9 protein-coding genes are annotated in these 14865 nt (G+C 39.4%); 1 reads left to right on the top strand and 8 read right to left on the bottom strand.

All coding sequences use genetic code 11. From position 1 onward, the window contains the following. Nucleotides 1-91: 91 nt before the first annotated feature. The 7 genes from DRF61_RS19930 to DRF61_RS19900 form a co-directional block, all read right to left on the bottom strand. On the bottom strand, nt 92-3691 hold the full coding sequence (locus tag DRF61_RS19930; RefSeq protein WP_111960361.1) for a choice-of-anchor L domain-containing protein: 3600 nt from the start codon (nt 3689-3691) through the stop codon (nt 92-94). Nucleotides 3692-3862: 171 nt separating this feature from the next. Continuing rightward, on the bottom strand, nt 3863-6223 hold the full coding sequence (locus DRF61_RS19925) for a choice-of-anchor L domain-containing protein (RefSeq protein ID WP_111960359.1): 2361 nt from the start codon (nt 6221-6223) through the stop codon (nt 3863-3865). 455 nt (nt 6224-6678) lie between these two features. Further along, nucleotides 6679-7209, bottom strand: a complete 531-nt coding sequence (locus DRF61_RS19920; protein WP_111960357.1) for a DUF1003 domain-containing protein — start codon at nt 7207-7209, stop codon at nt 6679-6681. Between the two features lie 12 nt (nt 7210-7221). Continuing rightward, the gene (locus DRF61_RS19915) at nt 7222-7992 is read right to left on the bottom strand and encodes a TIGR02757 family protein (protein ID WP_111960355.1); all 771 of its coding nucleotides are present in this window, start codon (nt 7990-7992) and stop codon (nt 7222-7224) included. Nucleotides 7993-7999: 7 nt separating this feature from the next. Further along, complete coding sequence (locus DRF61_RS19910) at nt 8000-8914, bottom strand: ribonuclease Z (protein ID WP_111960353.1); 915 nt, start codon at nt 8912-8914, stop codon at nt 8000-8002. Nucleotides 8915-9001: 87 nt separating this feature from the next. Beyond that, nucleotides 9002-9589 (bottom strand): RdgB/HAM1 family non-canonical purine NTP pyrophosphatase, encoded by a 588-nt coding sequence (gene rdgB / locus DRF61_RS19905; protein ID WP_262901771.1) that lies wholly within the window; start codon nt 9587-9589, stop codon nt 9002-9004. A 57-nt stretch (nt 9590-9646) separates the two neighbouring features. Further along, on the bottom strand, nt 9647-10477 hold the full coding sequence (locus DRF61_RS19900; RefSeq protein ID WP_111960351.1) for a CPBP family intramembrane glutamic endopeptidase: 831 nt from the start codon (nt 10475-10477) through the stop codon (nt 9647-9649). Nucleotides 10478-10811: 334 nt separating this feature from the next. Here DRF61_RS19900 and DRF61_RS19895 point away from each other — a divergent pair, with 334 nt between their 5' ends. Beyond that, nucleotides 10812-12407, top strand: coding sequence for a peptide chain release factor 3 (locus DRF61_RS19895; protein ID WP_111960349.1), 1596 nt, complete (start codon nt 10812-10814; stop codon nt 12405-12407). 65 nt (nt 12408-12472) lie between these two features. Here the strand turns inward: DRF61_RS19895 and DRF61_RS19890 are convergent, their stop codons facing one another. Next, nucleotides 12473-14779 carry a reprolysin-like metallopeptidase gene (locus DRF61_RS19890; protein ID WP_111960347.1) on the bottom strand — a complete coding sequence of 769 codons (2307 nt, stop codon included), beginning with the start codon at nt 14777-14779 and terminating at the stop codon, nt 12473-12475. Nucleotides 14780-14865: the final 86 nt, after the last annotated feature.

Raw genomic sequence — 14865 nt, 5'->3', positions numbered from 1 at the left:
AAATTTAATTTATTTCTAAATATATCCTATATTTTTTATAAAATTTTTAATATAAAAAAAGCAAACCTCCCAAATATGGAAGGTTTATCTATTAGTTTCTGTTTTTTAGCAATATCCAGCCTGATCGCTGTTCCAGCTTTTTGCTGGCCGGATTCTCCCACTGTACTTTATACCAGTAAGTGCCTGTAGGCAGGTTCATTCCTTTTAAAGAACCTGTCCAGACAGCATCGGTTTTGGTTGCCCGGAAAAGTTCTGCACCATACCGGTCAAAAACTGATGCTGCAAAGTTATTATATCCCCTAAGTCCTGAGAAATCTATTGTGTCATTTACTCCATCCATATTAGGTGTTATGGCATTACTGATTACAAATGTGAAATAATCCAGTGAGGTACTACAATTTGCATCTTTTACCCTTACCATCACATGGTAGTTTGTATTATTTAAGACATTATAAAATATATTGGACGACTGCCATACCACACCTCCATCTATTGAATATTCCAATTCACCTCCCGTAGGGTTGCTTGATGTAAGGGTAAGCACATGATTATCATATACTATATTTGTAAACTGAGGGAGATCTGGATTTAATAATTTTCCGGTGAAAGTCTTAGAACATACTCCATTACTGATGGTAACGGTATAGGTTCCGGGAACATTGGTCGATATAGTCTGGGTAGTTGCACCTGTGCTCCATAAATAAGTATAGTTAGTACCTGCACCAGCATCTAGAACCCCTGTATCGCCGGCACATACATATACATCCTCTAATGTAGATACAATAGCCGGTACCACCTCAATGGTCACCTTTGCAGGCAGTACAGAACTACAACCATTACCTCCCAATGCATACACTGAGTATTCCGTAGTAACGGTTGGCGAGACCACCTGAGTATTTCCGTTTCCGGGAAGGCCTACCCAGTTATAAGTAATTCCTCCGGTAGCCGTAAGAGTAACGGATTCTCCGACACATATTTTTGATTTGGATGCGGATATGCCTGCTGTTGGTGGCCCAACTATTACAGTAACTGTTGCCGGGGTTGCAGAAACACATCCGTTAGCTGCTACTGCAAATACTTCATAAACGGTAGTAACAACCGGAGAAACCACCTGGGTATTTCCGTTTCCGGGAAGGCCTGTCCAGTTATAGGTTGCACCTCCTGAAGCAGTTAGCGTTACTGATTCTCCGACACATATTCTGGGTTGAGAGGAAACAAGAGTAGCCGTTGGCAATGTTGTATTTTGCGTTACGGTAACTGTTGCTGTATAGGTACAGGTTAAATTTCCCGGCTGCGATACATTGGTAACTGTAAGTGTATAGGTCCCTCCTGCATTCACTACAGGATTAAGCGTATTGGCACCTGACACTATATTTCCCCCTCCCGTTGCTGTCCATGCAATAGTAGATCCAGCAGGCACTACAGATGCCGAAGCATTCAATGTAGTCTGAGGGGTTGTACAGGTTATTTCCTGCGGTGCTGCTATCGTAAGTGTTGTTTCGGCTGTTCTTAGTAACTGAAGGGAAACTACATAATGACATCCTCCGTTTTTTACTAATACATATATAGTCTGATTTCCCGGTGGCGAATAGGTTGTTGGCGCTGCAATAAAATTAGCATTTCCCGCAAGAGCATCAGCCTGATTGATATAATAGGTAAAAGTAACACCTGCTCCTGCAGAAGTGATCTGACTCTGAGCAGTTGTCAGGTCATAGGTAAGTCCCGGAGCATAACATTTATGTAATATAGCATTCTGTACAGTGATGGGCTGTGAAACTTCAATAGTGATTGTGGCAGGATTTTGAGATACACATCCATTGGCTCCTACAGCACTTACTGTATACGTAGTAGTTGCAGTAGGTGATACTGTCTGAGTATTACCTGTTCCGGGAAGGCCCGTCCAATTATAAGTAGTACCTCCTGAAGCAGTTAAAGTTACCGATTCACCACTACATATCTGTGTTTTACTTGCTGTAAGTCCGGTTACAGGTGGAGCACTGTCTCCTGTAACTGTAACATTGGCAACAGCGGTACAAGTAACAGGTCCCGGCTGATACGTTTTTGATATTGTTAAAGTATAAGTCCCCGGAGCATTGATAACCGGAGTTAATGTATTTCCTCCTGAAACGATATTTCCTCCGGTTGTCGTCCAGTTAAAAGTAGATCCCGCAGGATAAACAGAAGCTGAAGCATCTAAAGTGGTCTGCGAGCTGGCACAGGTTAATACCGCGGGCGGCAAAATTGATGCAGTCATCTGAGGTGCTTTTATCAGCTGCAACTCTGCTACCTTGAAACAGAAGCCATTTTTAACACGAACATATACTGTTTGTCCTCCAGGGCTTGAATAGGTGGCAGGGCTGGGAATGGTATTTGCATTTCCGGCAAGCGCATCTGCCTGGTTTAAGTAGTATGTAAATGTTGCACCAGGAGTTGTACTTATAGAAGCGTCTGCAGAAGGTAAATTAAAGGTTGCATTTCCAGCAGCGTAACAGGCTGTCAGGGTCGCATTCTGTACGGTAGGGGAAGTTCCTCCAACTACTGTAATGGTTCCCGTTCCCGGGCATGTGTTTCCCTGGATGAATACCTGAACACTGTATACACCTGGTTGCGTAGCAGTATAACTAGCTCCGGTTTGACCGGGAATAGGGTTATTATTTAAGAACCATTGATAGGTAACGTTAGGAACCTGAACAGAGGCTGTAAATGTCTGAGGTGCATTATCGCACATATAAACTGTATCAGGAAGCTGCACTCCGGCAGGATCGAGAATTTTCACCCCTATGTCGAATGATCCCGCTTCCAGAAATACAGCTGAGTCATAACTCCTGTCACTAAAATCTGCCAAGACCATTTTGAAGTGGTAGGTCTGGCCTGGAATTACAGTCGCTTTTGCGGTCAAAGGAACGGTACGTCCATCAAAGTTAGTTTCAACAATAGGGTTATTGATCCCTGCGAAATACTGTTCGTTTATAGGGCCACAGCCAGAACTTCCGGAAATTGCAGGATGTATGTTAGTTACACTCACGGGGCCTGCTCCGTTAGGAAGTACTGCGAGATTGGTATAATTAGGATCAGTTGCTTTTTTTAACAGTAAAGCAAATCCGTCTGATTTGGTACATGCAAACTGGAATGCGGGAGCATATTCTTTGGAAGCAAACAGGTATCTGAATGTAACCTCTGTAGAAGCCGGTACAAAATCAAATTCTATGTAGGTAGCATCTCTCAGTTCACCATTATTGATTCCCAAAGCCGCAGCCAGATCTGTATCTCCAAAAGTATTCAGGCCGTCACTTAAAATTCCCTGATAACTGTTACCTGCTTTTGCAGCATATCCGGTGGAAAGAACAATTCCTTTTGCAAAAGGAAAAGCTGTGGTTCCTTTATTAAAAAACCCCCAGCTTCGGCCAGGATCATTTATTGATAAATTGGGGGAAACAGTGACGTTACTTACATTGGACGTGGAACAGGCTCCTCCGGAAATCAAAACGTCTTTTACCAGCTGTGTAATGCTGTAGCCGGACTCCGGATAATTGGGTGTATTTACATCTATAAAAACACCTGCTTTCATAGAGGCGGCACTAGCTTTTTTTGCAGGTATCGCTGCTCTGTCTGTGTTTTGAGCAAAAACCAAACTGCCGATGAATGCAAAAAATAACGCCAAAAATAAATTTCCAATCCTCCTATTTAACATTTTATAGTATTTTAAACAAAAATACTATTTTTTTTGATTGAAACTTAATTTAGCACAATTTACATTATCACTAATGCAAGTTTATTTATTCAGCAATATAAATTTGCTTTGTTTGAAAATAATAAGAAAGGCTGACAAAAATGCCAGCCTTTCTATAAATTATATAAAAGATTATTCTAAGTTTTTAAGAAGAATCCATCCTGTTTTCACTGCTGTCTGTTTACTGGCAGGATCCTGATAGGTTACCTGATACCAGTAAGATGCAGTTGGGAGACGTTTTCCCTGGAAATAGCCATCCCAATACGGCCTTGTTTTTCCGGCTTTGAACACTTCTCTTCCGTAACGGTCAAAAACGAACCCTTGAAAATCTTTGTAACTGCTTACTCCGCTAAAGTCAATAATATCATTTACGTTGTCTCCGTTTGGTGTGATTACATTTTTCATAACAAATGTAAAGTATTCCAGAAATCCTACGCAGCTGGTATTTTTCACTTTGACACGGATGGATATTACGGTATTCTTAGGAACATTGGAGAATACATTGGACGCCTGCCAGGTAAAGCCGTTGTCTACAGAATATTCTAATGTACCGTTACTAGGATTACTTGCTGTAAGAACCATTGTTCCGCTGTCGTTATAATCAACTTTTATAATTTCGGGAACTACAGCGCGTATTACCTGGGTTTTAAATTCTTTTAAACATACCCCGTTACTGATCATAACGGTATATTCACCCGGAGTTGATACGGTAATGCCCTGGGTGGTTTCTCCTGTACTCCATTCATAGGTATAACCCGGTCCTGATCCGGCATCCAAAAGGATCATATCCCCTTCACAGATCTGCCCTCCTTTTAGTGTAGATACGATAGCAGGAACTACATCAATGGTAATGGATGCGGGTTGTAGGGATTTACAGCCCTGTGCACCAATAGCATATACGGTATAGGTTGTGGTCTGGGTTGGGTTTACCGTTCTTACTCCCCCGGTAGAAGAAGTATCTCCCCATTGATAGGTTACACCGCCTCCCGCTGTTAATATCAGAGATTCTCCTTCGCAGATCCTCATTCTCGGAGCAGTAATCTGGGCAACAGGTGTTTCTTCTCTTCTTAGCGTCAGGGTCACAATTTTGCTACAAAATGCACCATTGGAAACGACTACATAAATAATCTGTCCATCGGTACCATTGTAGTTGGTAAGATTGGTAATAAAGCTGTTGTTTTGAGCTTGCGCATCCGCCTGATTGGCATAAAAACGAAATACGGCGCCTGGTGTTGTACTTATCTGTGGTTTTGCATCTTCTAAATTAAAAGTGCTCAGAGTAGGAGTCGCGCAAAGCTTCAATATTGCATTCTGAGCCGTCGGAGAAGTTCCGCCTATAATGGTAATGCTTGCTTTCTGACATTCTGTTCCGCCCACAAAAGTTTTTACTTCGTATACTCCGGGTGAAGTGGCTATATATACAGCACTGGTTGCGTTAGGAATTACCACACCGTTTTTGTACCATTTGTAGGTCATTCCCGGCACAGTTGACACCTGTGCTTTTAAAGTCTGTGGTGTATTATCACACATATTCAGAGTTTCCCCCAAAGGATTTCCGTTACCATCCACGATGGTCATTCCGATGTCAAATGATCCACCCTGCAAAAAAACTGCAGAATCATAACTATTATCCACCGCATCTGCCATCACCATTTTAAAATGATAGGTCTGTCCCGGAACAACTGTGGCCACTGCCGTAAGAGGTATGGTTCTCCCGATGAAATTGGTTTCGATATTCTGCGTATTCAATCCGCCGAAGTATTGCTCATTAATGGTTTCTCCATCACACCCTACTCCCAGTGGTACAATATTAAGAACACTTACCGGTCCTGCTCCATTGGGAAGAACGGCTAAATTTTCATAGGTTGGGTCCCCAACTTTTTTCAGAAGGAGAGCAAAACCGTCTGCAAAATCACCACATGGGAATCCACTTGTATATTCTTCTGAGGCAAATAAATAATTAAATTTTACCTGGTTGCTGTTCGGGACGAAATCAAATTCCAGAGACACAACATCTTTAAGGTCATCCGGTGGATTAATCGCGGCTACCAGATCAGGGTCATTCATCCCGGCTCCAGGAACAATATCGCTTAATGTGGATGCTTCCAATCCATTTCCAGCTCTTCTTGCTTTACCGGAAACAAGCACAACTCCGTCGGTAAAAGGAAAATTAGTGGTTCCTTTATGAAAATATCCCCATGCTCTTTCTGTATCTGTTGGCGGCTGATTGGGTGATATGGTTACATTGCTCACATTGGGAGCCGCACACACAGATCCTCCGGAAATCAGTACATTTTTTACCAGCTGATCTATGGTGAACGCGGAAGGCGCATAAGTAGGTACATTTACATCAATAAATGCCCCGGCTTTTTTACTCTGGGTGCTAAACTTTTCGAGCTGCGGCTTTCTGTTCATTTTCTGGGAAAAAGCAGAAACAGAAGCCAATAGAAACATTGTAACTAAAAAGTAATTATTCAGTCTATAATTGAACATTTTATTTTTATTTGTTCAAATGTAACAAAAATATCAATAAAAAACACTCTTTTTCAGTCAATTCAATTAATTTAACATCTATATTAATAATAAATTTATTTTATAATTACATATTCCACAAAATTAGTAGAATTTAATTTTTAAACTTTGAAATGTGCATAACAAAACAGACCACCTGTACGGACGGCCTGCTTTTAATCTTGAAAACTACGTTCAATTATAATTTATATTAAGAAAATTAAGGATAATAGGCTGGAAGCTTGAAGAGGGAGACTGGAAGTTACTATCAGACCTACAATTTCTGACGTTATCGTAAAATTTGATGAAGCAGTCTTTAAAAGAATAATAAATTACAGGGTTGTAACTGTTTTTTTAACCTCAACTCACATCCCCCTCCCTGCTCGGCTTACTTACTTATTAAAAACAGAAATGTCTTAACCCGAACTCAGGTAGTATTATTCTTTTTTCAGCTGGTCTATTTCTGTCTGCAGCTGGCTGATAATATCTTTTAAAGCTTTAATTTCATTCTTATTGGAATTGACATTGCTTTTCAGAATGACATTCTTGGCCCTTTCATTATGATCTTCCTCATCTTCGTCTTCGTTGATCTCTTCAATATCTTCCTGGATGTCTTCAATATCTTCATTAATCTCCTCAATATCCTCACTAATCTCTTCAATATCTTCGCTGATCTCTTCGATATCTTCCTGAATATCTTCAATATCTTCCTGGATATCTTCAATCTTTTCGTGACTTTTGTTCACGGACATCTGAATAAAAATAGCCAGATAAATGGCCTCCAGAGAAACTACCGTTGTAAGGATCAGAAGCATCTTATCAAACTCAACGATATTGAGCATCGGCAAAAGAAATGAGGTAATAAAAAATAAAGTATGAACAATGAGTGACGGGATAGAACCTACCCACCATGTAATGCCGTTCGCTATTTTTTCTAAAGCGTCTATTTTTTCAGTTTCTTTTTTCATCGTTTCTTAGTGTTATAAGAGTTCTTTGGTCACTCCAAGCCCAAATAGGGCGAAATCATATTTAGCCGGATCATTTTCATCAAATTTCCTGATGGCTACGTCCAGTTCTTCTACGGTTTTCCAGTCGTTCTGTGTTCTGGAAACCAATCCAAGCTTTCTGGAAATATTTCCCGTATGTACATCTAACGGGATCGAAAGATATTTCTGATCTATATTTTCCCAAATACCAAAATCTACGCCATGTTTGTCTTTTCGCACCATCCACCGCAGAAACATTATAATTCTTTTGGAGGAAGAGTTTTTATAAGGCGAGCTGATATGTTTGTGGCTTCTGTGCTTTTCAGGTTCCAGAAAACGGCTTCTGAACCTTTCAATAGCATGCTGAAAATTAGTTTCCTGATCGTTTATTTTAAATAAGTTTTCCAGGCTCTCATTTTCTTTATAAATCTTGTTGAACTGCCTGATGAAGTAAGCAAAATCCTGACCGTTAAAAGTTCTGTGGATACTTTTGTCCTGAAGGATATCCAGATCTTTTTCAGAATAATTCAATACAAAATCATAAGGTGAATTCCCCATAATATCAAGCATTTTATCTGCAGATTTAATGATTGATTTCCGGTTGCCCCAGGAAATAGTTGCAGCCAAAAAACCTGCAATTTCTATATCCTGCTTTACATTGAAACGGTGCGGGATCTGTATGGGATCATCTTCAATAAAATCGGGGCTGTTGTATTGGTCTGCCTTTTCATTCAAAAAGCTTTTCAATTCTTCAAAATTAAGCATACAGGTTTTAAATTTTTACGCTTTCCAGTGCTTTTGGCAGGAAGGTGTTGGGAAAAACATTTCTGGCTTCGTCCGTAAATACCGTAAGGTCTGCATACCGGTTTGAGAAATGACCCAGGATCAGTTTTCCCACTTCAGCTTTCTGGGCTATCGTTGCCGCTTCCAAAGCTGTTGAATGTCCGGTATAGTCTGCCATTTCTTTCAGGTCATGGAGGAAAGTGGATTCGTGATACAGAACCGTTACATTTTTAATAATCGGAAGTACCGATTCAAGATACCGGGTATCGCTGCAGAAAGCATAGGAAACAGGAGGTGCCGGATCCAAGGTTAATACTTCATTTTTGAGAACATAGCCATCGCTCAGCACAACATCTTTGCCTGCTTTTATATTGTGGTAATCACAGGTTTCGATTTCGTTGTATTTGGCGATTTCCTTCATATTGAGGTGCCTGTCTTTAGGTTTTTCTTTAAAAAGGTAACCGTTACAGTATATTCTGTGATCCAGCGGGATGGTATATACTTCTACCCTGCTGTCTTCATAAATTTTTTCGGAATAGTCTTTGTCCAGCTCATGATAAACCACTTCAAAACCACGATGCGTTTCCGTAATGGTAAAGATGGTTTCCAGCATTTTTTTGATTCCTTTCGGGCCATAAACATGCAGAGGAATATCCCTTCCGAGCAAACGGAAAGAGGCGATAAGTCCGGGAAGACCGAAACAGTGATCACCGTGAAGATGTGATATAAAGATATGATTGATCTTTGAAAATCTCGCTTTCGCCTTTCTCAGCTGTACCTGGGTTCCTTCTCCGCAATCGATCAGAAAATGTCTCTCTTCCATTTCCAGCAGCTGTGCCGTGGGCGAAGAATTAATGGTCGGAATAGCTGAATTAAAGCCTAATATCGTTAAATAAGTACTCAAATCAATAGTTTATTATAACAAATGTACGACAGAAAATTTAAACATATCTTTTGGATGTCAGTTTAAATACGACCCGCATAGAATTAATTATTCTTTTACTTTAAGGAAGTCAAGAAACAGATCCAATGCCTGTTTGCGGTGACTTATTTTGTTTTTGTCTTCAGGATTCATTTCTGCAAAAGTCCTGTCATGTCCTTCGGGAACAAAGATGGGATCATATCCAAAACCCTTATGTCCTTTATTTTCTGTGAGTAAATTTCCGTGAACTTTTCCTTCAAAATAACGGGCTCCATTCTCGTCATAGTAACATAGAACCGTAATGAAATAGGCTTTTCTATTTTCCTGACCTTCCAGCTCGCTTAAAACCTTTTCGATATTTTTAGCAAAATCATGATCTCCTGCATAACGTGCAGAAAAAATTCCGGGCCTTCCGTCCAAAGCTTCAACAGCAAGTCCGCTGTCGTCTCCCAAACTTGGGATTCCGGTTTTTTCAAAACAGTATTTTGCTTTGATCAGGGCGTTGGCATTGAAAGAGTCGCCATCTTCTACAATTTCTTCATGAATATTATAATCGGTAAGACTTTTTACTGTAAAATGATTTCCCAGGATCTGCTGGATCTCTTCTTTTTTGTGTTCGTTGTGTGTGGCAACCAATAATTCCATATCTATATTCATTTTTGCTCAATTTGTTTTTTCCGTATCATTTACGGTTAATTTTATATCCGAATTTTGTTAAATTTCAGCGTAATGTACTTTATACTTTTTCGTAAAAAGATAATAGAACAAAGAAAAAAGCACAATCCCGACAGCCAGAATAACCCATTCGGAAATTTTAAAAGCGTCTGCAAAGCTCTCACTTTTGGTGTAGGTAACCAGCAATGAAGAACACAGATTATTAAACCCATGTAACAGCATCGGCAGTAATAGCGATTTTGTTTTATAGTAAACCAGCCCCAATACGCATCCCAGCAATACGGCTCCTACAAACTGCCATGGATTTCCGTGAACTAGCCCAAAAATAACGGATGCATAAAAAATAGCTCTTCGTGGATCTACCCCTTTGTTGATAAGTCCTTTCTGGATAATCCCCCTGAAAATAATTTCTTCAAAAATAGGGGCCATGATCACGGTCATAATGATCATGATGACCGGTTCAAAAGTCAGCTGCTCCATAAGCTTTGAGAAAAACTCATAGTATTTTCCCCAGAACGGCCCTGTGGTAGGAATAAGAGATGTTATGAATTCTGAAATGAGCATCATACCCATCATCATAGGAAATATCAGGAGGTAGGTAGAAAAATTCGTAGGAGAAAAATTGAAGTTCAGTTTTTTCCCGGTTGAAGGTCTTACAATGAAAAAATCGAAAAAAGCAATAGCAGTCAGAAAACCTACAGCATTGGTCACCATCAGGAACCAGTCTTTCAGTTCGAGGTTTTCCCTAAAAGCAATTTTCCAAAAACTGCCGAAAAAAGAAACAGCCATTGTTCCTATAAATAATCCTGCCACTAAAACAAGACCGCCGATCCATGTAAAGGTAAACTTCGGATACCTGCTATTCTCCATACTTTTTCTCTGTAAGTTTGAAAAACAAAGATAATTTTTTTGAAAGCCCTAGGCAACTAAAAAAGGAAATTCTTGGACGCAGGTACGGTGCCGGATCTCAGTATGGGAGAGTGAGAGAATTTTTTAATGGAAATACTGTATTTGAAGGTAATTGCTTATTTTTTCTCCCAACTGTATAATATTAATAATTATCATCCTACATCTTCTCTTGAACCTCTAAAAACCCTATCACTCTCCCACTCTCCCACACTCAAACCCGGATCCCACAACTTATTCTCCCAAATTATTTGAAACCTCATAAAAAATCCCGATTTTTGCAACTTCAAAATACACTATGTCAGACTTAATCAAAGAAATACAGAAAAGAAAGACTTTCGGGATCATTTCCCACCCGGATGCCGGAAAAACTACACTTACAGAAAAGTTACTTCTTTTCGGGGGTGCTATCCAGGAAGCCGGTGCGGTAAAATCCAACAAAATAAAAAAAGGAGCTACCTCCGACTTTATGGAAATCGAAAGACAGAGAGGGATCTCTGTAGCGACTTCCGTATTGGCTTTTGAATATAAAGATCACAAGATCAACATCCTGGATACACCAGGTCACAAAGACTTTGCTGAAGATACTTACAGAACTTTAACTGCCGTAGACTCTGTGATCGTTGTAATTGACGTTGCAAAAGGAGTTGAGGAACAGACTGAAAAATTAGTAAAAGTCTGCAGAATGAGAAACATCCCAATGCTTGTTTTCATTAATAAACTGGACCGTGAGGGTAAGGATGCATTTGATCTTCTGGATGAAGTGGAACAGAAATTGGGGTTAAGAGTGGTTCCGCTATCTATCCCAATCGGTATGGGAAGTGATTTCCAGGGTATTTATAATATCTGGGAAAATAATATCCAGCTGTTTCTTGAAGAAAAGAAGCAAAGAGTTGGTGAAACGGTTAAGTTTGACGATATCAATGATCCTTCAATAGATGAGGTGATCGGTGAAAAAGCTGCTCAAAACCTGAGAGATGAGCTTGAGCTTGTACAGTCTGTTTATCCTGAATTCAGCCGCGAAGAATATATGAACGGTGATTTACAGCCGGTTTTCTTTGGTTCGGCTTTAAATAATTTTGGAGTGCGTGAACTATTGGATGCATTTATTGAAATTGCTCCAATGCCACAGCCTAAAGAAAGTGACATACGACTTGTAAAGCCGGAAGAGAATAATTTTACAGGATTCGTTTTCAAGATCCACGCGAACATGGATCCGAAGCACAGAGACAGACTTGCGTTCGTAAAAATTGTTTCGGGAACATTCAGAAGAAATGAAAATTACCTGTTGGTAAGAGAAGGCAAAAAAATGAAATTCTCTTCCCCTAATGCATTCTTTGCTGATAAAAAAGAGGTTGTGGATGAAAGTTTCCCTGGGGATATTGTTGGTCTTCATGATACAGGAAGTTTCAGGATCGGTGATACGTTAACAGGAGGTGAAAAACTGAGCTTCAAAGGAGTGCCAAGCTTCTCTCCGGAACACTTCCGTTATATCAACAACAGCGATCCGCTTAAAGCTAAACAGTTGGCCAAAGGTATTGATCAGCTGATGGATGAAGGAGTTGCCCAATTATTTACTCTTGAAATGAACGGCAGAAAGATCATCGGAACTGTAGGAGCACTTCAGTATGAGGTTATCCAGTACCGTCTGGAGCATGAATATGGTGCCAAATGTACCTACGAACCTCTTTCTATGCATAAGGCGTGCTGGGTGGAAGCAGATGAAAAATCTGACGAGTTTAAGGAGTTTGCAAGATTAAAGCAGCGTTTCCTTGCCAGAGATAAATATGATCAGCTTGTATTCCTCGCAGATTCTTCGTTTACGATTCACATGACTCAGGAAAAATTCCCGAATGTGAAGCTGCATTTCATCAGTGAATTTCAACAAGACTAAATTGCAATAAAAAATAAAAAAACCGTTCAGATGAACGGTTTTTTTATATAATTTATTTGGATAGTTTACTTAGGTATCATCATTAATTTCTTAACAATTTTCTCTCCGTCTACAGTAACATGAATCATATAGGATTCGGTAGGCAAATGTTTTAAGTTAATCTGTTCCAGAAGTTGATCAAATATATATTTGGTCTTTTTAGGAACAATCAGCTTTCCATCCATTGAAAATAATTCGTAGGTAATAACATAAGGACGAAGTGGAACCTGTCTAGGGAAATCAGCTTTGATATACACATACCCATCGTTGGAAGGCACGGGATATATCATCAGTCCCTGGTAAACTCTTGTAGGGACTGTTACCGGATCTCTTGGATTTGGTGGTGGGTTTACTACCACTGATGAATTAATTGTAAAGTTCTGTAAATTGACATTAAAGAATATATTATTAACAGCTTTTACCATAATTCTGGCATTATTGGAAATTGTACCAAGACCGCCTGGAACAGTATAATTATAAGAACCTGTATTAGGAGTGCTTGCCACCAAAACAGTTGGGAACGTGAGACCGCCGTCTTTTGACAACAGGATTGTTACATTAGGTGCGCTTATCGGTGCCGTTGTTGTATTGGCAACATTCCATGTAATTGCATATGACTGACCTTCAGTCCAAACAACGCCAGTAGTATTTTGTGAAGTTACGGTAAACGGGCCTGCAGCTGCATTCACTGTAACTACCATATCATCAGAATTGTTTCCAGAACCTCCCGCTCTATTGTCACGAGTGGTAAACCTGAAGTTATAGGTTCTGGCAACATTTGATAAAGCTTCTACAGGAATTGCCAAACCTTGAGTAGTAGTTGCTCCAGCTAATACTGAAGTCATTGTTGGAAAATATCTAATAGGAGTAGTTTGTGGAGTCCAAGATCTGAAAGTAGGACCAGAAGCTTTTGTTGCAGTTGCCGCAGAATTTGCTCCGGTTTGTCCAGCAACAGCTTTATCCATTTGCTCCCAAATATAGGTTAGAGCATCTCCATCTCCGTCAGTGCCCGTTCCTGTAAGCATAAATGGAGTGCCCTTCGGAATGATATAATCTAATCCTGCATCAGCTGTAGGAATAGCATTTCCGGTATTTGTAATTACCGGGCAGGTTTTTGTTTTAATATTATTGGTAATCTGCTGAATACTTATAGCATGAAAAAATGGATCTGAATGTTGTTGCACATCCTGGTTGGTAATCCCTGCATACCCCATAATTGTAGATCCTGAACCGGGCTCCATATTTACCCCTGCTGATTCAATATTATGAGAAAATGTATGATTTCCTCCAAACTGATGCCCCATTTCATGGGCAACATAATCAATATCAAAACTATCACCAGATGGAATAGCATTTGCCGGGGAAGTATATCCACTTCCTTTTGATCCATTGGTACAAACACAACCAATACAACCAGCATTTCCACCACCACCAGTTGCCCCAAATAAATGGCCGATATCGTAGTTTGCTTCTCCAATCGTCGCAGTTAAAGTATTCTGTAACTGAGCATTCCAGTTATTCATTTGGGCTGAAGGAGAATAAGGATCTGTAGCTGCGTCAGTATAAATTACAGCATTATTGTTTGCAATAATGATCATTCTTGCAGAGAAATCTTTTTCAAAAACTCCATTTACACGAGTCATTGTATTGTTCATCGCTGCCAATGCACCCGCTACTGTTCCTCCGAAATAGGTTGTATATTCACCTGTACAAGATAAGGCTAATCTGAAAGTTCTTAATTTTCCATCATCAGCATTGGGTCTTGCGGTAAGATCAGAATTATCCAGACCTTTTTGAGCAACATCCAGCACAGTACATTCAAACTTATCTAAACTCTCTTTTTTATCTGATTTTTTATAAACAACATAAGTTGAAAGGTCTTTTGTATATGGCTCGATAAAAACCGCTGATTTGTTTCCATAAATCTCCATTGAAGATAATCCCAATGGTGAAATACTGAAATAAATAGTAGAACTAGGGTCATCATCACCTACACCAACATAAGATTTAATATCCGGATATTTTGCTGCTAATTCAGGATCGAAATTTGAGTTTTCTCTTACTTTGAAACTTTCAAAGTTACCATTAGAATTTGGGAAAGAAACAATAACATCAGACTTTCCTTTAACAGCAAATCTTTTGGGTGCTTTCGCTAAAACATTCTTTAAATTATCAAAATCAAGATTATAAATTTTGGGGTGAAGAATGCTGGTCTTATTTTCAAAGATTTCCGAAGTATTTTTTTGAGACGCTTCCTTCCAAAGTCTGCTTGTTTGTGCTAAAAAAACATTGGAAATAAGAAATATCCCCATCAAAAGTATTTGTTTTTTCATATAGTTTTTCTTTTTTTTAAACTTATTATTACTGTGCTTATCTTTTTAATATTAAATAATATAATTTCATCATCAACAAATGTGGA

It is taken from the genome of Chryseobacterium lathyri (assembly GCF_003290185.1).
GTDB lineage: Bacteria > Bacteroidota > Bacteroidia > Flavobacteriales > Weeksellaceae > Chryseobacterium > Chryseobacterium lathyri.
This window is presented reverse-complemented; position numbering and strand designations above follow the sequence as displayed.